Below are 19,886 nucleotides of genomic sequence, written 5' to 3' on the forward strand. Positions count from 1 at the left end.
CCGTCTGGCCTTTTGCTGAAAGCGACGCAAAGGGCGTGCCGGGATTTTGTCGCTTTTGCGCCCTTTCCGGGCTGGCGCCTCGCGTGCAATAGCGGCAAGCCTCCGATGGAGAGACCGCAGTGACGCAAGACCGCAACCGCCTCGGCGAGGAGACGAGCCCCTATCTCCTCCAGCACAAGGACAATCCCGTCCATTGGCGCGCGTGGTCGGCGGAGACGCTGGCGCTCGCCAAGGCGCAGGGCAAGCCCATACTGCTCTCCAGCGGCTACGCCGCCTGCCATTGGTGCCATGTGATGGCGGCCGAGAGCTTCGAGAGCGAGGCGATCGCCACGCTGATGAACGAGAATTTCGTCAATGTGAAGGTCGATCGCGAGGAGCGGCCGGACATAGACCATCTCTATCAGCAGGCGCTGCAGCTCACCGGAAGGCGCGGCGGCTGGCCTTTGACCATGTTTCTGACGCCGGACGGCGAGCCCTTTTGGGGCGGCACCTATTTCCCGCCGGAGCCGCGCTACGGAATGCCCGGCTTCGCCGATATTCTGAAAGCGATCTCCGAGCTCTGGCGCGAGAAGCCCGAGGTGGTCACGCGCAATGTGACGGCGATCGGCGACGGTCTCACGCGCCTCGCCGAGACCGCGCCAGCGGATCCGATCTCGCCCGATCTCGTCGAGACGATCGCCGAAAAGCTCGACAGCTATATTGACCGCGTCAATGGCGGCGTCGGCGGCGCGCCGAAATTCCCGCAGGCGGCGAGCCTCGAATTTCTATGGCGCGCCTTTAAGCGCACGGGCCGCGCCTCGTATCGCGAGGCCGTGCTGACAACGCTCGATCATATTTGCCAGGGCGGCATTTATGATCATCTCGCGGGCGGCTTCGCGCGCTATTCGACCGATGAGCGCTGGCTCGTCCCGCATTTCGAGAAAATGCTCTATGACAACGCCCAGCTCGTCGATCTGCTGACGCTGGTCTGGCAAGAAGAGAAAAAGCCGCTCTACGCCGCACGCATAGAGGAGACGATCGACTGGGCGCTGCGCGAGATGCGCCTTTCCGAAGGCGTCTTCGCCAGCAGCCTCGACGCCGACAGCGAGCATGAGGAAGGCAAATTCTATGTCTGGACCGCCGCCGAAGCAGACGCCCTTCTCGGCGCGCGCGCCCCGGCCCTCCGCGCCGTCTATGACATAGAAGACGGCGGCAATTGGGAAGGCAAATCCATTCCCAATCGCCTGCATTCGATGGAACTGCTGTCGGCGGAAGAAGAAGCCGCGCTCGCTCTGGATCGCGCGAAGCTATTGGAGGCCCGCGCGGCGCGCGTGCGGCCGGGCCGCGACGACAAGGCCCTCGCCGATTGGAACGGGCTGATGATCGCCGCCATAGCCAGCGCCGCGCAGGTCTTCGAGCGGAACGACTGGCTCGCTGCGGCGACCGCGGCCTTCGATTTCATCGCCGCGAAAATGACGACCGCCGACGGAAGGCTGCTGCACTCCTATGGCGCCGGCCGCGCGAAACATATGGCCGTGCTGGACGATTACGCCGATCTCACACGCGCCGCTCTGGCGCTCCATGAGGCGACCGGCGAAGCGCGCTTCCTCGAGCGCGGACGCGATTGGATCGAGATCGTCGAGACGCATTATCGCGACGCCAGCGCCGGCGGCTATTTCTTCACCGCCGACGACGCGGAAGCGCTGATCCGCCGCTCGAAAATCGCCGAGGACGCCCCCTTGCCGTCTGGCAATGGGACGATGACGCATGTTCTGGCGCAGCTCTATCATCTCACCGGCGACGATCGCTATCGCGCCCGCGCCGAATCCACGCTCGCGGCTTTCGCCAGCGCCGTGCGGCGCGGCATGCTCGGCTATTCCACTCTGCTGAACGGCGCCGAGACTTTGCGCGACGGATTGCAGATCGTCGTCATCGGCGCGCACGAGGCCAGCGATACAGCCGCGCTGCTGCGTATCGTTCATGGCGTGAGCCTGCCCGGCCGCACGCTCGCCATAATGGCGCCGGGCGCCGAGCTGCCTCCAGCGCATCCGGCCGCCGGCAAGACGCAGATCAATGGCCAGGCCGCGGCCTATGTCTGCCGCGGCGCGACCTGCTCGCTGCCCATTGTCGAGGCTGCGGAACTGGAAATGGCGCTACGCGCCCCGCGCTGAAGGCGTCTTCCAAGCGAGCGCCGCCGCATAGCCCGGCGGCGCCTCGAGACGCGCGACGCGAAGATCGCCCCAATCCGCCTCGGCATGGCGCAGATCATAGAGATCGTCCTGCCCCGGCCACACAGAGAAGGCCTGCAGCTTCTCCGTTATGCCGAGGCCGAGCGCCTTCAGCGCCGCCTCCTTGGCCACCCAACGCTCGAAAAAGCCGGCGGCGTCGATCCCTTCGCGCTCTTCTCGCGTCAAGGCGATGGAGGAGAGACCGGCGACATCCACCTTTCGATCCGCGCGCTCTATGTCGACGCCGACATCCCAATGACGCGAGACGGCGATGAGCGCGCATGCGCCGGAATGCGAGACATTGAAGAAGAGGCCCGCGCCGTCGAGCCCGAGCTTTCCGTAAACCCCGGAGTCGAAGCGCAGCGCCGACGGATCGGCGCCCAGCTTCTCGCCGATGAGACGCCGCAGAGCCGCGCGCGTCGAGATCATGCGCAGACGATCCTCATGTCGCAGAAAGCGCAGCGCCCGCGCGCGCTCTTCCGCGCTCAGCGCGTCCCAATCGGCCTCGGACCAAGGCGCGGCGAGATCGAAATCGAGACGCGTGATCTCGATGCGCCCTTCGCTCACCGCGGGAGCCCAAGAATGCGCCACTGCATGCGCTGATGGATGCGTCACGCGCCCTCCCTATCGCTGCGCCTCCGCCGCCGGCGCGGCGAGCGTCTCGATCGCTCTCTCGAAAGCCGAAGCGCTCGCGCTGCGCAATGGACAATAGGGAATGCCATGGCTCTCGCACAAGCTCTTCACTGCGCCGACAGCGCGATGGCTGACGCAATCGACGGGAAAGAACACTGCGTCGGCGCGCCGCACCAGCTCGCTCAGCATGGCGCGATTGTCCTCCACGCCGCCGTCATGATGGATGAGCGACCCATTGCGTTGCTCGACGAGACGCTGCAGCCGGCATACCGTGCGCGGCCGGCCGCCGACATAGAGCAGGCAGCGGCCGCACAGATCCGTCTCGCTCTCACGCGGCTCGTCGGCGACGGGCGCCGCCGCAACGGCGATCTCGGAAACGATCGGAGCCGGGGCGCGCGTCTCCTTCGCCTTCATCCGCTCGAGGCGGCGCTCGAGGCGCGCATGATCCTCGCGCAATTCGGCATGCGAGAGACGAAGCGCCGCGAGCTCGCGCAATGTCTCGTCGCTGCGCTCCGCCGCGCGCAAAATGTCGACCTCGCGGCGCAGACTCTCGCATTCGGCGGCGAGCGTGCGCGCCTCGCGAAGCTGCGCGCCGAGCCGGGCGATCTCGTCGCGCAGCACAGTCAGCTCGTCATTGCGCTCGGCGATGACGCTGGCGAGACGCCGCGCGATCTCGGCCTTCTCGCGTCGCGCTTCGGCCACCTCGCGAGCGTCGCCGCGATGCGCGGCGCCGCTCAGATGCGACATCATGTGAATATCGCCGAAAATGCGCGTCTCCACACCGGGCGTGAGCCGCGGATGGCCGATCAGCGCCCAATAGGCGCCGGGCACGAAGCCATTGTCGACCGCGCTCTCCCAATAGGCGAGCAGCGCCTCCTCGCCGTCGAGCGCCTTGGCCTTACGGATCGCGCCTTCATAGCGCGTGTCGAGATGCTTCTGCACGGCGCGCGAGACGATGTTCTCATCATGCATCTTCTCGACGAAGAGGCCATGCACCTGGTAATCATTGTAGCGCGCTTCCTCGCCGAGGAAGCCGGTGCGCCGCGCGATCTTGCGCAATTCCGCGATCGTCAGACAAGTGCCGACGATCGAGCAATGCGACGCGCCGATGATCTCCCATATGCGGCGGCGTGCGCCCGCCTCCCGCCGCGCGGCGGGCGCGAGCTCGAAGCCCTCGCTCGCCATGGCGGATTTCAGCACGCTCAATGAAACGAGAGGCCGCCGCTCGCTCATGGCGCCGTCTCCACCGCCAAATCGTCACGCGCATTGGTCTGCGCCAGCACGGCGTCGAAACCCTCGAATTCTGGATGGCCGACATAGAGCGGCTTGTTCTTGCCCGCGTCCTTATGCGAATCACGGAATTGCTGCGACGTCGTCCAGGCGAGGAAGCTCGCCTTGGTCTCCCACATCGTATGCGAGGCGTAGAGCGTGTGATCCTCGCGCTCCGGCCCGCGCAGCAGATGGAAGGAGAGGAAGCCCTCCATCTCCTCGAGGCGCGTGCGGCGCGACGCCCAAATCTGCTCGAACGCCTTTTCCTCGCCCTTGACCACCTTGAACCGATTCATTGCGATGAACATGCCGAGCTCCTTTTCGTCGGCCGCGCATGGCGGCCGGAATTGGAGGCCATCGTCGCCCGCCGCCGCGCTGCGATCAAGCCCCGCCTCGGCCGAGGAGGCTGCAAGATTTCCAAAATCCTACTCTGCAAGCTTTCCAGCCGCAGCTCCACGATATCGCCAGAAACGCCGCCATCATCGGCGCGGCGAACGCGAAAGGAGAAGGCCATGTGCGATATAGAAGGCGAGCGGAACAAGATCGACGCTCTGCTCGATGCGGCGGCGCGCGCCGCGCCCGCAGGCGCGCGAAGCGACGAGAGCGCGCTCGCGCGATTTTGTCTCGCCGCCCTCGGCGAGCATTACGCGACCGAATGTCCCGACGAGTGCCTGCGGCGACGCTGCGACGATTTCGCAGCGCGCGTCATGCGCGGCGACGCGATCGCTCAGGAGAACGCCTGAGCGATATCGGCGACGAGATCGTCTGGATGCTCTATGCCGATCGACATGCGCACCAGCGCCGGCGTGATGCCGATCTCGCGTCGCGCCTCCTCCGCCAATCCAGAATGCACGGTGGTCGCTGGATGACACACGAGCGACTCCGTGCCGCCGAGGCTCACCGCCAATTTGAAAATCTGCAGCCGGTTCAAAAAGGCGAAAGCTTCCCTTTCGCCGCCTTCGACATCGAAGGAGAAAGTGGAGCCCGCAGAGCTCGATTGACGCTGCATCAGCGCGCGCGCGGGATGGTCCGGCGGCAGCAGCGGCGGATAATGCACGCGCGCGACCTTCGGATGCGCGGAGAGATATTCGGCGACGATTGCCGCATTGCTGGCCGCGCGGCGCATGCGCAGCGACAATGTCTCCAGCGAGCGCGCCAGCATCCAGCAGGAATGCGGATCGAGCTGCGTGCCTATGGCGTTGCGCATCGTGCGGATCGGCGCCAGCGCCGCATGCGCGCCGATGACGGCGCCGCCGATGAGATCGCTGTGGCCGCCGACATATTTGGTCAGCGAATAGAGCGAGAGATCCGCGCCATGCTCGAGCGGCGATTGAAACACGGGACCGAGCAATGTGTTGTCGCAGCACAGAATCGGACGGCGCCCTTGGCGCGCGCCGATGTCCTGCGCGATGCGCGCCACCATGTCGATGTCGACGAGGCTGTTCATCGGATTGGACGGCGTCTCGACGAAGATCATGGCGACATTGCCCATCGCCATCGCGCGCTCGGCGGCGTTGCGCACGACAGTCTCGTCGAGCCCGTCGGCGAAGCCGACGCTTTTGATATCGAATGGCGCGAGCGTGCGGCCGATCAGCACCTCGGTTCCGCCATAGAGCGGGCGGCTGTGCAAAATCACCTCGCCCGGCTTCGCATAGGCGAGGATCGTCGTGACGATCGCGGACATGCCGGATGAGAAGACGAGGCCCGCCTCCGCATTCTCATGCACGGCGAGGCGATCCTCGAGGATCTCGAGATTGGGATGATTGAAGCGCGAGTAGACGAGCCCCGGCGCCTCATTGCGCGCATGCGCGCCGCGGCCGGCGATATGGTCGAAATAATCGCGTCCATCCTCCGCCGTGCGGAAAGCGAATGTCGATGTGAGAAACACCGGAGGCTTCACCGATCCTTCGGAGAGAGCCGGATCATAGCCATAGCCGAGCATCAGCGTCTCTGCGTGGAGACGATGATCGCCGATGCGGATCTTGTGATAGCGTTCGCTGCTCATGATCTCTCTCCTGTCATCGACGCACGCGCAAATTGCTTTCGATTCGCTATATGAATTCACGCTCGCGCGCGTCTCTTCGACATTCTCCACATAAATGAATACGTAGCTTTTATCGCTAAGGTCGCATGTGCGTCACAGTCACAGAAAATCGATGAAATGTCACGTCGTTGCGGCTCACCGTCGTTGACCGAATCTCGGCGCGCGACTTAGCATTTCAATAGCCGCATTACCCACGGCGAGCGGACAGCGACAGCGCGCGGCCCATGCGGTGACAAAACTTTGTTGAAAAGGATTCCTCGATGAAGAAGTTATTCTCAGCCACCGCGATTGCACTGGCTCTTTCCGCTGGAGCGGCGCTGGCCGCGGACCTGCCGGCCCTCAAGGCTCCGCTGCCGCCCCCGCTGCCGCCGCCGCCCCTGTGGACCGGATTCTATGTCGGTTTGAATGCCGGCTATTCCTGGGGCTCGACGAACAACGTCGAAGTCGGCACGGCCAATCTTTACGACACTTTCGGCAACAATGGCCTGCTTCCTTTCGTGATCGATCCGGGCGCCGGCGCGGCCGCCCTGGCCGCGAGCGGCAATGTGAACGCTCAACGCAACGGCTTCATCGGCGGCGGTCAGGTCGGCTATAATTATCAATTCGGCAACAGCTTCCTGGTCGGTCTCGAAGCCGATTTGCAGGGAACCGGCATCCGCAGCGAGAACAGCTTCACCGGCGGCACCAGCTGGAACGCGTTCAATGTCGCGGCCGGCCCCTTCGGCCTCTCTTTCGATCGCTCCGCCGCCGGCACGACGACGGTGACGACGCGCACTGATTGGCTCGGCACGGTTCGCGGCCGTTTGGGCTACATTTGGGGACCGTCTTTCCTGATCTACGCCACCGGCGGTCTCGCCTACGGCGGCGTGCAGGCGACGACGAACCAGTCGCTTTTGCTCAACAACACCCTCTCTGCGAGCGTCCTCGGCGCGCAGGTGGCCGCCCTCAGCGTGCCCTATGCCTCGATCGGCGGCATCGGACGCTACAACGAGTCGCGCATCGGCTGGACGGTCGGCGGCGGCATCGAATGGCTGTTCGCTCCGAACCTGAGCTTCAAGGCGGAATATCTCTACTATGATCTCGGCGAGGTCCGTTATCTCAATGGCCCGCTCGCCGCGGTCGGCCCGCAGCTGACGGTGCTCGGCTTCACCTCGCCGGCGCTCACCTCGATCAACCAAGGCATCACGCGCGTGAAATTCGACGGACACATCGCGCGCGTCGGCATCAACTATCACTTCGTGTCGGCGCCGCCGGTGGCGGTCGTCGCGAGATATTGATCCGACCTTCGCTTTGAAGTCGCGATAGCCCGGCCGTCACGGCCGGGCTTTTCGTTTGTCGCGCAGAGTTCGGCGTGGATATTTCGGAGCGGTTCGCGCTAGAAGACGGCGACGCAACGAAAGCTCCGCCGCAAATGATCTCCGCTCCCGTGATCTTCGCGCCCGTGATCTTCGCTCCCGCCTGGGCCTGGGTCGCATTCACTCTCTTCGCTGCGGGCGGACAGACGCTGCGCAACGCTCTGCAGCGCGATCTCACCGATAAGCTCGGCGCCGCATGCGCGACCTTCGTGCGCTTTCTTTTCGGCTGTCCCTTCGCCTTTCTCATTCTCGCCGGCGCCTGCGCCATCGCCAATGTCCCGCCGCCGGCGCCTCGAGCGCACACTCTGCTCGTCATCGCAGCGGCGGCCGCGCTGCAGATCGCGGCGACGGCGTTGATGCTCGTCTCGATGAAGGAGCGCTCCTTCGTCATCGTGACGGCGTTGCTGAAGACGGAAGCGGCGCAGCTCGTCGTCTTCGGACTATTGTTCCTCGGCGAGGCTGCGACGCCGGCGCTCGCGCTCGGCGCATTCTGCGCGACATTGGGCGTGCTCGCTCTGTCGCTGCCCGATCCCGCGGCGGCGCTGCGAGGCGCCCCTTGGCGGCCGATTTTCTACGGCCTCGCCGCGGCGGCGCTGTTCGGCGGCTCCACCGTTCTGTATCGCGAGGGCGTGCTGGCGCTCGGCGGCCCCTCCATCATGGTCGCGGCCGCGACCGAGCTGGTTCTCGGCCTCGTCTTGCAAACGGCTCTGATCTTGCTCTATCTGGGCGTCTTCGACCGCGGGGGCCTTTTCGCCATCGTCGCTCAATGGCGGGAATCGCTGTCGGCGGGACTGCTCGGCGCCTTTGCGACGCTGTTCTGGTTCCTGGCCTTCGCTCTCGAAACCGCGCCGCGCGTGCGCACGCTGGCGCTGATCGAAGTCTTGTTCGCGCAAATGGTCACGCGCCGCATGTTCGCGCAAAAGACCGGAGCGCGGGAATGGCTCGGCCTGGCGATGCTGGTCGCCGGCGTCGCGGCCGTGTTGAACGGCGGATAGCGGCCCCTTTGGCCCGCGTCCCCTCAGAATTGCGAGATCAAGAGATGGCGTCCCAGATCGACGGCCCCCGAATTCAGCCCAAGGCCGGCAAGGCCAAGCAGCTCGTCGTCTTCCTCCATGGCTATGGCGCGGACGGCAATGATCTCATCGAGATCGGCCGGCAATGGCGGTCCTTCCTGCCGGACGCCGCCTTCGTCTCCCCCCATGCGCCGGAGCGCTGCGCGCTGTCGCCCAATGGGCGGCAATGGTTTCCGCTGACCATGCGCGACCCCGGCGAGCGCTGGCGCGGCGTGGTGGCGACGCGGCCGCTGCTGGAGAGCTTCCTCGCTGAGGAGCTGGCCAAGAACGAGCTGGACGAGAGCAAGCTCGCTCTGGTCGGCTTCAGCCAGGGGACGATGCTGGCGCTGCATGTGGGCCTGCGGCTGCGCCGCGCGCCGGCAGCGATTCTCGGCTATTCCGGCGTTCTGGTGGCAGGCAGCGAGCCGCCGGATATCCCCCCGCAATTCGGAACCAAGCCGCCGTCGGTCCTGCTCGTCCATGGCGAGGAGGATTCGATGATCCCGGCCGATGCGCTGCTGCTCTCGGCCAATGCGCTGGCCAAGGCCGATGTGCCGACGCAATGGCATCTTTCCGCCGGGCTCGACCATGGCATAGACAATGCCGGCCTGCTGCATGGCGGCCTGTTTCTGGCCAGGAGCTTCGGCCTGTCGGTCGAGTTCGGCCGCCGCGGCGGCGGCGCGCCCCCCCGCTGAGCCTTCCTCAGAGCGCCGGGGCGTCGCGCCCGGCGCCGGCGCCCACCGGGGCCAGCACCTCGTCCAGCGGCGGCAGGGCGCGGCGCACGGCGCGACGCAGGCCGGCCGGCCGATAGAGCTGCTTGGTCGCCTCGACGATATGGACCCCGCCGCCCGGCAGCGAGAAGCGCCCGGCGATTCGCTCGAAGGCGGGAGCCGAGCGCAGCAGCGACGCGCGGGCGAAGGGCGGCACATAGAGCGCCTCGCCCCAGAAGACGGGAAGCAGCAGCGTCTCCTGCAGCAAGCTCTGCAGCTGGCCGCGCGAATAGGGATGGCCATGGCCGAAAGGCGTCGTGTCCACCCGCGCCCACAGGCCCGAGCGGCTGGGGACGACGACGATCACCCGACCGCCGGGCGCGAGAATGCGCCAAATCTCCTCCAATATGTCGCGCGGCGATTCGCCGACCTCGAGCGCATGGACGACGATAACGCGGTCGATGCTGGCGTCGGGCAGCGGCATCATCGTCGTCTCGACCAGCGCCGAGGCCGAGCGGCCGCCATTGGGCCAATGGACGACGCCCTGGGCCGCCGGCATGAAGGCGAGCACGCGCTGCGCCCGCTCCTGAAAATCGACGAGATAGGGCGTGGCGTAGCCGATTCCGAGCACGCGCAGCCCGGAGTGATCCTCCCAGCGGGTCCGCGCCAAGCGCCCGACGAGGCGCAGCGCCACCTGGCCGAGCGGCGAAGCGTAAAAATTCCGCAAGTCGACGACGTCGAGCGACATATCTGCTATTTCGCATTTATCTACGGCGCGACGCAAGCGCGTGAAACGGTCGCGGCCGCGATCGCCTCACTGACCCTAGACGTTTCGACAGGAGCAGCGCAATGAGCGTCGAAGTCGTTCAGTTCATTTGCCTCACCGATAATTTCGGCCTGCTGCTGCGGGACGAGGCGACCGGCGCCGTCGCCTCCATCGACGCGCCCGACGAGCGCGCCATAGCGGCGGAATTGTCGCGGCGCGGCTGGACGCTCACCGATATTCTCGTCACCCATCACCACGCCGACCACATCCAGGGCGTGGCGGGGCTGAAGGCGCTGTTTCCAAAGGCGCGCACCGTCGGCCCGCGCAAGGATCGCGCGCGTATCCCCGGCCTCGACCTCGAGGTCGGCGAGGGCGATTCGGTGATGGTCGGCTCCGCGACGGCTCGGGTGATAGAGGCGCCGGGACACACGACCGGCCATATTCTCTATCATTTCGAGGCGGAGGAGATTCTCTTCGTCGGCGACGTGCTGTTCTCGCTGGGCTGCGGCCGCGTCTTCGAGACGCCGATGGACGTCATGTACGCCTCGCTGGAGAAGATCGCCGAATTGCCGCCGGAGACGCGCGTCTATTGCGGCCATGAATATACGCAGGCCAATGCGCGATTCGCGCGCACCGTCGATCCGGACAATCCTCTGCTCGCCGAGCGCGCCCGCGAGGTCGATGCGTTGCGCGCCGCGGGCGAGCCCACTTTGCCGACGACCATCGCTCTCGAGCTCGCCACAAATCCCTTCCTGCGCGCCGAGGACCCGCAGCTGCGGCGCACGCTCGGCATGGAGACGGCCGATCCGGTCCATGTCTTCACGCAGATCCGCGAAAGAAAGAATGTGTTTCGATGACGATGGATACGAGCCTTTCGGCCGCCGATATCGCGCGGCTGCTCTCCCTCGCGCCGCATCCGGAAGGCGGCTTCTATCGCGAGACCTTTCGTGATTCCCGCGCGGTGGCGGACGGCCGCGCCGCCTCGACGGCCATCTATTATCTGCTCGGCGCGGGCGAGGTCTCCGCCTGGCATCGCGTCGACGCCGCCGAGATTTGGCATTATTACGCCGGCGCGCCGCTCGCCCTCGACATTTCCGCGACGGGCGAAACGAGCGCGCGGCATATACTCGGCGCGCAGGTGACGCAGGGCGAGCAGCCGCAGATCGTCGTGCCGGCCGATCAATGGCAGAGCGCGCGCAGCCTCGGCGCCTGGACGCTGGTCGGCTGCACGGTCGCGCCGGGCTTCGAGTTCTCCCGCTTCGAGCTGGCCTCCGCGGATTTTTCTCCGCTGCGCGACGAAAGCGTGGAATAGGCCGAATCACGCCGATTTTGGATCGCGAATGAGCGAAAACGGGCGATCCTCGCGCGCCGGCCGATGTGGCGCGCCGCGAGCCCGCGGGGCCGCGCCGACCCGCTAAACGACCCGTTTACTTTTGGCCCCCAATACTCGCTGCATCCGTATTCGTTCGATCAGGCCCAACCGATGCAATTGCGCCATCTCGCCGATAAGGCGGTTTCCACGGGATTGCAGGAGCCGGCCTCCTCCCCCACCGCGCCCGCTCCGACCGCGGAGCCGCGCCAGCCCGCGGGACCGGATGCGCTCGACATTCTCGCCTCGATCGGCATGCTCGCCTATACGTGGGACATTGCGACCGATCGGCTCGACTGGGGCGACAATCTCGCCGAGGTGCTGACCAGCTTCGCCGATGTCGATCTCTCGAGCGGGCGCGCCTATGGCGAGCGGCTCGGCGCGCAGAGCGCGACCTCGCGCTTCGACGCCATCGTCACCGCCACCGGCAGCGATGACGGCAATGGCGTGTTTTTCAACGCCATCTACGCGCTCGTGCCGCCACGCGAGACCGGCGGCGGCCCGCTGGTCTGGATCGAGGATTGCGGCAAATGGTTCGCCGGCCGCGACGGCCGCCCGAGCCGCGCCCATGGAGTCGTGCGCGTCATCACCGAGCGCCACGAGATGGAGCGCCGGATGACGCGCAGCGCGCAATTCGACGCGCTCACCGGCGCGATGAGCCGCGCTCTTTTGGCGGAACATTCGCTGCGCCTGCTCGGACAGCCCGAGAAGACGCGCAAGCCTTTCGCCATTCTGCTCGTCGCGCTGGAGAATCTCTTCGCGCTCAATCGCACCTACGGCTATGACGCCGGCGACGAGATCATCGTCGGCCTCGCCTCGCGGCTGCGGACCAATGTGCGCGTCAATGATCTCGTGGCGCGCTACGCCGGCAATAAATTCGCCGTTCTGCTCGAGAATTGCGACGTCGAGCAGGCCAAATCGACGGGCCAGCGGCTCATCGAGGTGATCGCCCAAACGCCTTTCGCGACCGAGGTCGGCGGGGTTTCCGTATCGGCGCGCATCGGCGCCGTCGTCGCGCCGCGCGACGGAAGATCGCCGGCCGTGCTGTTCCAGCACGCCGAGGAGGCGCTCGACGCCGCGCGCCAGCGCAATGCGCATCGGCTCGTCTGCTACGCCACCTCGCTGGCGCGCGACAATGGGCGGCTGCATGCGCTGCAGATTTCCGACAGCGTCGTTTCCGCGCTCAATGAGCGTCGCGTCGAGCTGGCCTTTCAGCCCATCGTGCAAGCGCAGACCGGCGATACGGCCTTTTACGAGGCGCTGCTGCGCGTGCGGCTCGCCGACGGCTCCATCGTCGTGCCCGGCGACATTCTGCCCATCGCCGAGAAATCCGGCCTAGTGCGCCTTCTCGATCAGCGCGTTCTGGAGCTGGCGCTCACGCAGCTGCGCGCCGATCCGTCGCTGCGCATCTCGGTCAACGCCTCGGTCGCCACGCTGCATGATCCCGAATGGCCGGAATGGCTCGCCAACGCCACGCGCGTCTATCCGGGCGTCGCGGATCGCCTCACCATAGAGATCACCGAGACGACGCTGATCGACGATTTCGACAAGACGCGGCAGCTGATCACCGACTGCAAGGGCCTCGGCATCAAATTCGCCATGGATGATTTCGGCGCCGGGCACACATCCTTCCGCAATCTGCGCCTGCTGGACTTCGATTTCGTCAAGATCGACGGCGTCTTCATCCAGAACATCATCAAATCGCAGGATGATCGATTCTTCGTGCGCACCCTCACCGATCTCGCGCGGCATCTCGGCCTGAAGATCGTCGCGGAATGGGTGGAGGACGAGGAGACGGCGCAGCTGCTGCAAGGCTGGGGCGTCGATTACTTCCAGGGCTCGCTGTTCGGCTCGGCGGTGGTGGTCGCGGCGCCGGGCGAGTCGCAGAACGTCTCCCGGCGCGCCTGAGCGGCGCCGGGCCTTTCGTGGGGCTCGCCCCGAGGGCAAAGTCGCCCCGAGCGGCGCCGAGCCTTTCGCGGCTCGCCCGTCGAGGGCGAGCCGACGCGCCGGAAACTCGGCTCAGCCGCTCTTCGTCGACAATTGATCGATGCGCTTGTTCAGCTCGTCGAGCTGACGCTTCATCTCGTCGAGATCGGAACGCGGCGGCTCGGCGGCGGCGGCGGCCGTTGCAGCCTCGGTGGAGGCGGCGGGCGGCTCGGCTGGCAGGCCGAAGGGGTTGAACATGGTCAGCGCATGGCGGAACACCGCCATATTCTTGCGCGCCTGCTCCTCGAGCGACTGAAACGCCTGACGAGTCGGCGCGCCGAAAGGCGCGCCTTCGAGCGCCTGCGACACCTGATCGCGGAATTTCTGCTGATCGCGCGTCAGCCGATCGATGCTGAACTCGAGATAGCTCGGCACCAGCATCTGCATCGAATCGCCATAGAAGCGGATGAGCTGGCGCAAGAAGGCGATCGGCAGCAGGCTCTGGCCATCCTTGCCCTCCTGCTCGAAGATGATCTGCGTCAGCACGGGGCGGGTGATGTCCTCCCCCGTCTTGGCGTCGCAGACGACGAAATCCTCGCCGCGCTTGACCATGGCCGCGAGATCCTCGAGCGTGACATAAGTGCTCGTGCCCGTGTCATAGAGACGCCGATTGGCGTATTTCTTGATCGTCGTCGGCTTTTTTTCGGTGGCCATGTTCCGCCCGCCGCCTCCGTCGTCCTGGCGCGCCGCCACGATCTTCTCGGCTCCGGCGGGCTGAGCGCCGGCTCCCTTCTCATATTTCGGCGTGCGTAGCAAAATTTCCTCGCTTCTCGTCCAGCGACGCGCAGAGCGACCGCGGCTTCTTTCCGAACGATAGCCGCAACCGCACGCATCCCGCAATAAATTCGTCGCGAAAAGGTTTTTTCCTCCCGCAAAGGTCGAATTCGGGGCGCGGGAGCCTCTCGATAAGAGCCGCGGCCTCGGCTATATTGCGAAAGACCATTCGCCGAACGCCCATAGGAGGACGACATGCCGATCACCAAGCTGCTGCTCGCGGCGGCCGCGGCGCTCCTCGTCGGGGCCTGCAACACCACGAGCCTGGCCGAGCAGCGCGCCGCCGATGACATCCGCTGCCGAAATTATGGTTTCCGGCCCGGGACCGACCCATTCTCCAAATGCCTGATGCAGGTGGACCTCGACCGCTCCGCCGATCGACGCGCCGCCCGCTACGACTATCCCTATGGCTATGGGCCGCGCGGCGGCTATTGGGGTCGAGGCTGGTGGTGACGGCGGAAATCTGACGGAAAAAGGGTGATTTTGCGATTTTTCGTCGCAATGCGGCATGCGGTTTCCCGCAGCGCAGCAATAGGCTATGAGAGGCGCAGCGCCGCCGGGAGCCCGAGCGCTTGAGACGCGCTCGACCATATGCGAAACAGCGCGCCGAGGCGGCGCGCGCGGCGGCCGATTCGCCGATCGGCGCCCCGCCCGAGACGGGCGCTAAAGGACGCCGGCGGGAACGAGACAGGCCGGAAACGGAATTGGGCTCATGTTGTTCAACATAGAAGCCGACCGTGGCGACCAGATCGTCGGCTATGTCGTTCCGGACGATTATACCGCCTCGCCGACGCTTCGCATCACTCAGAGCGGCATTCAGATCGCGGAGCTGCCCTGCCGCGAGGCGCGGCCGTCGCTGGTAGCCGCCGGCCGTCACGCCACCGGCCTGTGCGGCTTCACCGTCGACAGCTCGATCGTTCCCGACCTCGTGTCGAATCAGAGCCTCGAGATTCGCGACGCCGAATCCGGCATCATGATCTACCGCCGGCGCAATGGCTCGGAGGTCACGCATCGTCGCGTGTTTCGGCTGGAGACGCATCTCTTTCCGCTGTGGCGGCTGGACGAGAAGGTCGAGCATAGATTTCAGTTCTTCCACAAGGGCGTGGAGCGGCATGGACGTGAGACCGCGCTGCAAGTCTTCATGCTGGAGAACGTCAACTCGCTCTACGTCAGCGGCCGCCTGACCTTCTCGAGCTATTCCAACTATCTGCAAGACAAGTTCAATTCCATCATCCTGATGCACGACCCCTATCTCGAGCTCGCCGAGCGGCTGCTGACGCTCAAGCATGTCTCGCGCTTCGGCGAGGAGCTGCTGGGGCCACGCGACATGCTCACCTATCAGCGGGCGATCGAGTTCGCGCAGCAGATCGAGCCGGACGGCTCCGGCCTGCGGCGCGCTTTCGACTCGATGCCGCGCGACGTCATCGGCGCGCTCGCCAATCCGCTGACGCGGCAGCTCGCCTCCGAGGCGCTGGACGAACCGCCGCCCAAGAACGGCGTCGCCAAGGCGCTCGCCGCTCTCGCCAGCTTTTCCGTGGTCGGGCTGCGGGAGAGTCAGGACCGTTTTCTCGAGGAAGTGGAGGCCCTGCTCGACATAGAGCCCGGCGTTCTGCCGACGCTGCCGCATTTCGCGGCGGTCGGCGAGCTGGCGCGGGAGCTGCGCCGGCTGCCGGAGGTCGATCTGCTGCTGGAGCAGGACCTCGAAATCTACCAAACCGCCAAAGCGGCGATCGAGGAGGCCTTTTGACGAAGATTTCTGACGCGGCAAAGCACGCGCTGACGCAGGCGCGGATCGTCGGCGGGCGCCGATGATCGAGACCAGGCCGCCGCTCGACGACGAGCGCCTCCGCTCGCGCATGGATCCGAAGCTGGAGCCGAAGCTGGAGCCGAAGCCCGCGCGCGCGCTCGTTCCGGCCGCATGGCTGCGGCCGCTCGCCAATGCGCCGGAGACCGCGCGTCAGATCGTCGACCAAGTCGAGCGGATCGCGACGGAGGCCAATCGCGCGCTCGAGAGCCGCACGCGCATTCCGCCGCTCTGGCTGAGCTTCATCGCCTTCGTGATCATTCCGTCCTTCGTGGCGTCGGTCTATTTCGCCTTTTTCGCCGCCGACCAATTCGCGGTCGAGACGCGTTTCGCAGTGCGCGCGATCGAGCTGGAGGCCGTCGCGACGCCCAAGGGCGAATCGGCGGCCTTCACCTTCACGCCGTCCGGGCAGAACGCCTATATCGTCACGAGCTACATCCGCAGCCGGGCGATCGTCAGCGATGTGCTGGCCAAGCTCGATCTGCGCGCCCTCTACCGCCGGCCGGAGGCCGATTTCTGGGCGCGCCTGCGCCGCAACGCCACGATGGAGCAGCTGACCGATTATTGGCAGTCCATGGTCGAGACCACGGTCGACGCCAATTCCAGCCTCGTCACCGTCAATGTCCGCGCCTTCCGCAAGGAGGACGCCTACGCGCTCGCCAACGCCATCGTCGCGGCGAGCGAGGCGCTGGTCAATCGCATCTCCGAGCGCGCCCGCCGCGACGCCACCGCAATGGCGGAAAGAGACGTGCGCCGCGCCTTCGAGGCGGTGCAGGCGACGCTGTCCGATCTGCACAAGTTCCGCGACGAGTTCGGCGTCATCGACCCGACCCTGACCGGAACCGAGATCGGCAAGCTGCTGGCGCCGCTCGTCGCCCAGAAGATCAAGCTCGAGAGCGAGCTTTTCGTCGCCGGACATGAATTATCGCCGGATGCGCCGACAGTGCGCGTGCTGCGCGAGCAGCTCGCCTCCGCCGAGAAACAGATCAAGGAGCTGAAGAGCAAGCTCACCTCCAATGACGGCGCGCGCTCCTCCACCTCCACCGTGGCTGGAATTCTGGCGAAGTTCGAGGAGCTCGAGGTTCGCAAGGCGCTCGCCGAGCGCTTCTACGCCCTCTCCAAGGCCGATCTCGATCGCGCGCAATTGCGCGCCAATCGGCAGAGCATCTATTTGACCGTCTTCGTTCCCCCGGCGGCGCCGGAGATTTCCCGCTATCCGCACCGATTGAGTTACCCCTTGCTGATCTTCCTCGGCTTCGCCATCGTGTGGAGCATCGTCGTGCTGCTGCTGGCGACGATCGAGGATCACAGGCTGTGAGCCGCGCAGGCCCGGCGAAACGCGATAAGCGCTAGTGGGCGGCCGAATCGAAGGGAAAGCGCGAAAGGAGAGGCTTACGATCGATGGCGACGATGGACGGCGATTTCTGGGTCTTCGGCTATGGTTCCTTGATGTGGCGGCCGGGTTTCGAATTTCTCGAAAGCGCCCTCGCCTGGGTGCATGGCTACCACCGATCGCTCTGCGTCTTCTCCCATGTCCACCGCGGAACGCGGGAGCGCCCAGGCCTCGTGCTCGGCCTCGACTATGGCGGCTCCTGCCTCGGCGTCGCCTTTCGGGTCGCCGGAGCGGCGCGCGAGGAGACGATCGCCTATCTGCGCGCCCGCGAATTGGTGACCTCTGTCTATATCGAGCGCAATGTGGGGCTGCGCTTCGCCGAGGGCGGCTCGGCCCGCGCGCTCGCCTTCATCGTCGATCGCGCCCATGAGCAATATGCCGGGCGCCTGTCGATCGACGAGATGACTCGGCTCGTGGAGAGCGGCGTCGGCGCCTCGGGCGACAATCCCTCCTACGTCCGCAACACGCACGCGCATCTCCAGCAGCTCGACATTCACGATCCGGCCCTCGCCGAGATCGTGCGCCGACTTTCCACGCCGACGGCCTCCCTCGCCGAGAGCGCCTGAGAAAGCTCAGTTCAGCAAGGCTTTGGCGAGGTGGCGCGCGACCTCGACCGGCAGAGCGCAAAAGCGCACATGCCATTCGTTCACGCCGAGAGCGATGGCCGCCGCGCGCGCGAGACGGCCGCTCGGCGCATCGAATTCCTCGGTCGAGAGCACGCATACCGGCCGGCGTTCCGTGCCCTCGCGCGCCACGCCGATGACGACGGCGCGGGCGAAGCCCGCCACCAGCGCCTCCTCTTCCGCCGAAAATATCGTGCAGACATAGCGTTCGCCGCGACCGGCGCGCCAGGAATAGAAGCGCTCGCGCAGCGGCGTCGCATGTAGCGCGGCCAATCCGCCTCCGCGAATGACCGACGCTGCGGCAGCCGGCCTTCTGCCCCGGTCCTGGACTCGATCGACCACGAACATGACGCCCCTCACGAAAGGCCTCGAAGAAAGACGAGAACAAACTTAGAACATAAAAGGAACTTTTGTCAAACTGTTCGTGTTCGTCCAGATGGTCCTTTTGGTCTAGGCTGCCGCGGAGCCGCCCTCCGTGCGCAGCCAGGCGGCGCCGCAGGCGCGCGCCAATTCGCGCACGCGCAGAATATAGCTTTGCCGCTCAGTGACGGAGATCACGCCGCGCGCATCCAGCAGATTGAAGGCGTGACTGGCCTTTATGCATTGATCATAGGCGGGCAGCGCCATCAGATGGCGCTCGCCCTCGCCTCTGTCGCCGAAAGCGAGCAGCTTGCGGCATTCGGCCTCGGCGGCGCGGAAATCGGAGAACAGCTTCTCCGTGTCGGCGGCCTCGAAATTATGCCGTGAATATTCCTGCTCGGCCTGCAGGAAAACATCGGCGTAAGTGACCTTGTCCTCGTCGCCGCCGTTGAAATTCAGCTCCATGATCGAATCGACGCCCTGCAGATAGCAGGCGAGCCGCTCGAGCCCATAGGTCAGCTCGCCGGCGACAGGCGCGCAATCGAAGCCCGCCACCTGCTGAAAATAGGTGAATTGCGAGATCTCCATGCCGTCGCACCAGCATTCCCAGCCCAATCCCCAGGCGCCGAGCGTCGGGCTCTCCCAATCATCCTCGACGAAGCGGATGTCATGCAGTTTCGCGTCGACGCCGATCGCCGCCAGCGAGGCGAGATAGAGCGACTGCAGATCCGGCGGCGAGGGCTTCAGAATCACCTGATATTGATAAAAGTGCTGGAGCCGATTGGGGTTTTCGCCATAGCGGCCGTCCTTCGGGCGCCGGCTCGGCTGCACATAAGCGGCCTTCCAGGGCTTGGGGCCGAGCGCCCGCAGAGTGGTGGCGGGGTGAAACGTGCCTGCGCCCATCTCCATATCGTAAGGCTGCAAAATGACGCAGCCCTGCGCCGCCCAGAAATTCTGCAGGGTCAGAATGAGGCCCTGGAACGAGCGGGTGGGAGAAAGTCTGTCTGGCGCGGTCATTTGCATCGATCCTCATGCTGCGGCCGGCAGGCTAGTCGCGGCGCGCGCGCCGGTCAACGCGGCGGGGCGCCCGCAAAAAAGCCGCGCGCTGTCCAGCCGCCCGCGCTATTGTCCAGCCGCCGGCGATGACAAAGGAGCGCAGGGCTGGAATGAGGGGGCGTGATATCGTCTTGGCGATCGGCGGGGCGGCGGCGGCAATTTGGATCGAAGGAGCGAGGCCTGCGCAGGCGCATGCCGTCCTCTCGGAATCGACGCCGCGCGAAGCGCAGATCGTCTTCGGACCCGATCTCGATGTGGAGCTGAGATTCAACTGTCGGATAGACGCGCGCCGCTCGCGGCTGCTGCTGATCTCGCCGGACATGCATGGAACTGTGCTTCCGCTGCTGGAGGGCGCCGCCGCCGATGAGCTGCGCGCCGGGCTGCATGATCTTCGGCGCGGCGCCTATCGGCTGCATTGGCAGGTGCTGAGCGTCGACGGACACATCACCCGCGGCGACATCTCCTTTCGCGTCGGCCGCTGAGCC

Annotated in this window: 21 protein-coding genes; 13 read left to right on the plus strand and 8 right to left on the minus strand. The window is 65.8% G+C overall.

Annotated elements, in window-relative coordinates:
• Positions 1–119 precede the first annotated feature (119 nt).
• Positions 120–2,150, plus strand: coding sequence for a thioredoxin domain-containing protein (locus METLW3_RS0113960; protein WP_024880510.1), 2,031 nt, complete (start codon positions 120–122; stop codon positions 2,148–2,150).
• On the opposite strand, the gene METLW3_RS0113965 is transcribed toward METLW3_RS0113960, so the two are convergent.
• From METLW3_RS0113965 to METLW3_RS0113975, 3 genes are read right to left on the minus strand one after another with little or no spacing between them, the layout of a single operon-like run.
• Positions 2,133–2,822 carry a 4'-phosphopantetheinyl transferase superfamily protein gene (locus METLW3_RS0113965; RefSeq protein WP_157516568.1) on the minus strand — a complete coding sequence of 230 codons (690 nt, stop codon included), beginning with the start codon at positions 2,820–2,822 and terminating at the stop codon, positions 2,133–2,135. The two genes, METLW3_RS0113960 and METLW3_RS0113965, sit on opposite strands and share 18 nt — an antisense overlap.
• Positions 2,823–2,831: 9 nt before the next feature.
• Positions 2,832–4,073: a DUF2325 domain-containing protein gene (locus METLW3_RS0113970; RefSeq protein WP_024880512.1), complete on the minus strand. Its 1,242-nt coding sequence runs from the start codon at positions 4,071–4,073 to the stop codon at positions 2,832–2,834.
• Entirely contained in the window at positions 4,070–4,417 is a 348-nt protein-coding gene (locus tag METLW3_RS0113975; protein ID WP_024880513.1) for an antibiotic biosynthesis monooxygenase, read from the minus strand. The genes METLW3_RS0113970 and METLW3_RS0113975 overlap by 4 nt, the downstream gene beginning before the upstream one ends.
• A gap of 204 nt (positions 4,418–4,621) precedes the next feature.
• Between METLW3_RS0113975 and METLW3_RS0113980 the strand changes: the two genes are divergently transcribed.
• Entirely contained in the window at positions 4,622–4,852 is a 231-nt protein-coding gene (locus METLW3_RS0113980) for a hypothetical protein (protein WP_024880514.1), read from the plus strand.
• Here the strand turns inward: METLW3_RS0113980 and METLW3_RS0113985 are convergent.
• Positions 4,837–6,114, minus strand: coding sequence for a cystathionine gamma-synthase family protein (locus METLW3_RS0113985; RefSeq protein WP_024880515.1), 1,278 nt, complete (start codon positions 6,112–6,114; stop codon positions 4,837–4,839). The two genes, METLW3_RS0113980 and METLW3_RS0113985, sit on opposite strands and share 16 nt — an antisense overlap.
• Before the next feature lie 299 nt (positions 6,115–6,413).
• On the opposite strand from METLW3_RS0113985, the gene METLW3_RS0113995 reads away from it, so the two are divergent.
• From METLW3_RS0113995 to METLW3_RS0114005, 3 genes are all read left to right on the plus strand, one after another.
• Positions 6,414–7,430, plus strand: a complete 1,017-nt coding sequence (locus METLW3_RS0113995) for an outer membrane beta-barrel protein (RefSeq protein ID WP_024880516.1) — start codon at positions 6,414–6,416, stop codon at positions 7,428–7,430.
• A 134-nt stretch (positions 7,431–7,564) separates the two neighbouring features.
• On the plus strand, positions 7,565–8,503 hold the full coding sequence (locus METLW3_RS0114000) for a hypothetical protein (protein ID WP_051465528.1): 939 nt from the start codon (positions 7,565–7,567) through the stop codon (positions 8,501–8,503).
• A 44-nt stretch (positions 8,504–8,547) separates the two neighbouring features.
• Positions 8,548–9,255: a dienelactone hydrolase family protein gene (locus METLW3_RS0114005; protein ID WP_024880518.1), complete on the plus strand. Its 708-nt coding sequence runs from the start codon at positions 8,548–8,550 to the stop codon at positions 9,253–9,255.
• A 7-nt stretch (positions 9,256–9,262) separates the two neighbouring features.
• On the opposite strand, the gene METLW3_RS0114010 is transcribed toward METLW3_RS0114005, so the two are convergent.
• Entirely contained in the window at positions 9,263–10,018 is a 756-nt protein-coding gene (locus tag METLW3_RS0114010; RefSeq protein ID WP_024880519.1) for a class I SAM-dependent methyltransferase, read from the minus strand.
• Positions 10,019–10,119: 101 nt separating this feature from the next.
• Here METLW3_RS0114010 and gloB point away from each other — a divergent pair, with 101 nt between their 5' ends.
• From gloB to METLW3_RS0114025, 3 genes are all read left to right on the plus strand, one after another.
• Positions 10,120–10,893, plus strand: a complete 774-nt coding sequence (gene gloB / locus METLW3_RS0114015) for a hydroxyacylglutathione hydrolase (protein WP_024880520.1) — start codon at positions 10,120–10,122, stop codon at positions 10,891–10,893.
• Positions 10,894–10,895: 2 nt separating this feature from the next.
• On the plus strand, positions 10,896–11,348 hold the full coding sequence (locus tag METLW3_RS0114020) for a cupin domain-containing protein (RefSeq protein ID WP_024880521.1): 453 nt from the start codon (positions 10,896–10,898) through the stop codon (positions 11,346–11,348).
• Positions 11,349–11,519: 171 nt separating this feature from the next.
• Complete coding sequence (locus METLW3_RS0114025; protein ID WP_024880522.1) at positions 11,520–13,313, plus strand: bifunctional diguanylate cyclase/phosphodiesterase; 1,794 nt, start codon at positions 11,520–11,522, stop codon at positions 13,311–13,313.
• A gap of 111 nt (positions 13,314–13,424) precedes the next feature.
• On the opposite strand, the gene phaR is transcribed toward METLW3_RS0114025, so the two are convergent.
• Positions 13,425–14,045, minus strand: a complete 621-nt coding sequence (phaR, locus tag METLW3_RS0114030; RefSeq protein ID WP_024880523.1) for a polyhydroxyalkanoate synthesis repressor PhaR — start codon at positions 14,043–14,045, stop codon at positions 13,425–13,427.
• Positions 14,046–14,360: 315 nt separating this feature from the next.
• Here phaR and METLW3_RS0114035 point away from each other — a divergent pair, with 315 nt between their 5' ends.
• The 4 genes from METLW3_RS0114035 (at position 14,361) to METLW3_RS0114050 (ending at position 17,928) form a co-directional block, all read left to right on the plus strand.
• Complete coding sequence (locus METLW3_RS0114035; protein WP_024880524.1) at positions 14,361–14,618, plus strand: hypothetical protein; 258 nt, start codon at positions 14,361–14,363, stop codon at positions 14,616–14,618.
• A gap of 259 nt (positions 14,619–14,877) precedes the next feature.
• The gene (locus METLW3_RS0114040) at positions 14,878–15,912 is read left to right on the plus strand and encodes a hypothetical protein (RefSeq protein ID WP_024880525.1); all 1,035 of its coding nucleotides are present in this window, start codon (positions 14,878–14,880) and stop codon (positions 15,910–15,912) included.
• A gap of 61 nt (positions 15,913–15,973) precedes the next feature.
• Positions 15,974–17,287, plus strand: coding sequence for a capsule biosynthesis protein (locus METLW3_RS0114045; RefSeq protein ID WP_024880526.1), 1,314 nt, complete (start codon positions 15,974–15,976; stop codon positions 17,285–17,287).
• 83 nt (positions 17,288–17,370) lie between these two features.
• On the plus strand, positions 17,371–17,928 hold the full coding sequence (locus METLW3_RS0114050; protein WP_024880527.1) for a gamma-glutamylcyclotransferase: 558 nt from the start codon (positions 17,371–17,373) through the stop codon (positions 17,926–17,928).
• A 6-nt stretch (positions 17,929–17,934) separates the two neighbouring features.
• Here METLW3_RS0114050 and METLW3_RS0114055 read toward each other — a convergent pair whose 3' ends face one another.
• Together METLW3_RS0114055 and METLW3_RS0114060 are read right to left on the minus strand one after the other, a co-directional pair.
• Positions 17,935–18,258, minus strand: coding sequence for a hypothetical protein (locus METLW3_RS0114055; RefSeq protein WP_051465429.1), 324 nt, complete (start codon positions 18,256–18,258; stop codon positions 17,935–17,937).
• Positions 18,259–18,435: 177 nt separating this feature from the next.
• Positions 18,436–19,362: a glycine--tRNA ligase subunit alpha gene (locus METLW3_RS0114060; protein WP_024880529.1), complete on the minus strand. Its 927-nt coding sequence runs from the start codon at positions 19,360–19,362 to the stop codon at positions 18,436–18,438.
• A 149-nt stretch (positions 19,363–19,511) separates the two neighbouring features.
• Here METLW3_RS0114060 and METLW3_RS0114065 point away from each other — a divergent pair, with 149 nt between their 5' ends.
• Positions 19,512–19,883, plus strand: coding sequence for a copper resistance CopC family protein (locus METLW3_RS0114065; RefSeq protein WP_024880530.1), 372 nt, complete (start codon positions 19,512–19,514; stop codon positions 19,881–19,883).
• Positions 19,884–19,886: the final 3 nt, after the last annotated feature.

Source organism: Methylosinus sp. LW3 (assembly GCF_000527115.1).
Taxonomy (GTDB): Bacteria; Pseudomonadota; Alphaproteobacteria; order Rhizobiales; family Beijerinckiaceae; genus Methylosinus.

Coding starts and splice junctions, on each gene's coding strand:
- METLW3_RS0113970 (WP_024880512.1), bottom strand. CDS start 4,073: ATGAGCGAGCGGCGGCCTCTCGTTTCATTGAGCGTGCTGAAATCCGCC.
- METLW3_RS0113975 (WP_024880513.1), bottom strand. CDS start 4,417: ATGTTCATCGCAATGAATCGGTTCAAGGTGGTCAAGGGCGAGGAAAAG.
- METLW3_RS0113980 (WP_024880514.1), top strand. CDS start 4,622: ATGTGCGATATAGAAGGCGAGCGGAACAAGATCGACGCTCTGCTCGAT.
- METLW3_RS0113985 (WP_024880515.1), bottom strand. CDS start 6,114: ATGAGCAGCGAACGCTATCACAAGATCCGCATCGGCGATCATCGTCTC.
- METLW3_RS0113995 (WP_024880516.1), top strand. CDS start 6,414: ATGAAGAAGTTATTCTCAGCCACCGCGATTGCACTGGCTCTTTCCGCT.
- METLW3_RS0114000 (WP_051465528.1), top strand. CDS start 7,565: ATGATCTCCGCTCCCGTGATCTTCGCGCCCGTGATCTTCGCTCCCGCC.
- METLW3_RS0114005 (WP_024880518.1), top strand. CDS start 8,548: ATGGCGTCCCAGATCGACGGCCCCCGAATTCAGCCCAAGGCCGGCAAG.
- METLW3_RS0114010 (WP_024880519.1), bottom strand. CDS start 10,018: ATGTCGCTCGACGTCGTCGACTTGCGGAATTTTTACGCTTCGCCGCTC.
- gloB (WP_024880520.1), top strand. CDS start 10,120: ATGAGCGTCGAAGTCGTTCAGTTCATTTGCCTCACCGATAATTTCGGC.
- METLW3_RS0114020 (WP_024880521.1), top strand. CDS start 10,896: ATGGATACGAGCCTTTCGGCCGCCGATATCGCGCGGCTGCTCTCCCTC.
- METLW3_RS0114025 (WP_024880522.1), top strand. CDS start 11,520: ATGCAATTGCGCCATCTCGCCGATAAGGCGGTTTCCACGGGATTGCAG.
- phaR (WP_024880523.1), bottom strand. CDS start 14,045: ATGGCCACCGAAAAAAAGCCGACGACGATCAAGAAATACGCCAATCGG.
- METLW3_RS0114035 (WP_024880524.1), top strand. CDS start 14,361: ATGCCGATCACCAAGCTGCTGCTCGCGGCGGCCGCGGCGCTCCTCGTC.
- METLW3_RS0114040 (WP_024880525.1), top strand. CDS start 14,878: ATGTTGTTCAACATAGAAGCCGACCGTGGCGACCAGATCGTCGGCTAT.
- METLW3_RS0114045 (WP_024880526.1), top strand. CDS start 15,974: ATGATCGAGACCAGGCCGCCGCTCGACGACGAGCGCCTCCGCTCGCGC.
- METLW3_RS0114050 (WP_024880527.1), top strand. CDS start 17,371: ATGGCGACGATGGACGGCGATTTCTGGGTCTTCGGCTATGGTTCCTTG.
- METLW3_RS0114060 (WP_024880529.1), bottom strand. CDS start 19,362: ATGACCGCGCCAGACAGACTTTCTCCCACCCGCTCGTTCCAGGGCCTC.
- METLW3_RS0114065 (WP_024880530.1), top strand. CDS start 19,512: ATGAGGGGGCGTGATATCGTCTTGGCGATCGGCGGGGCGGCGGCGGCA.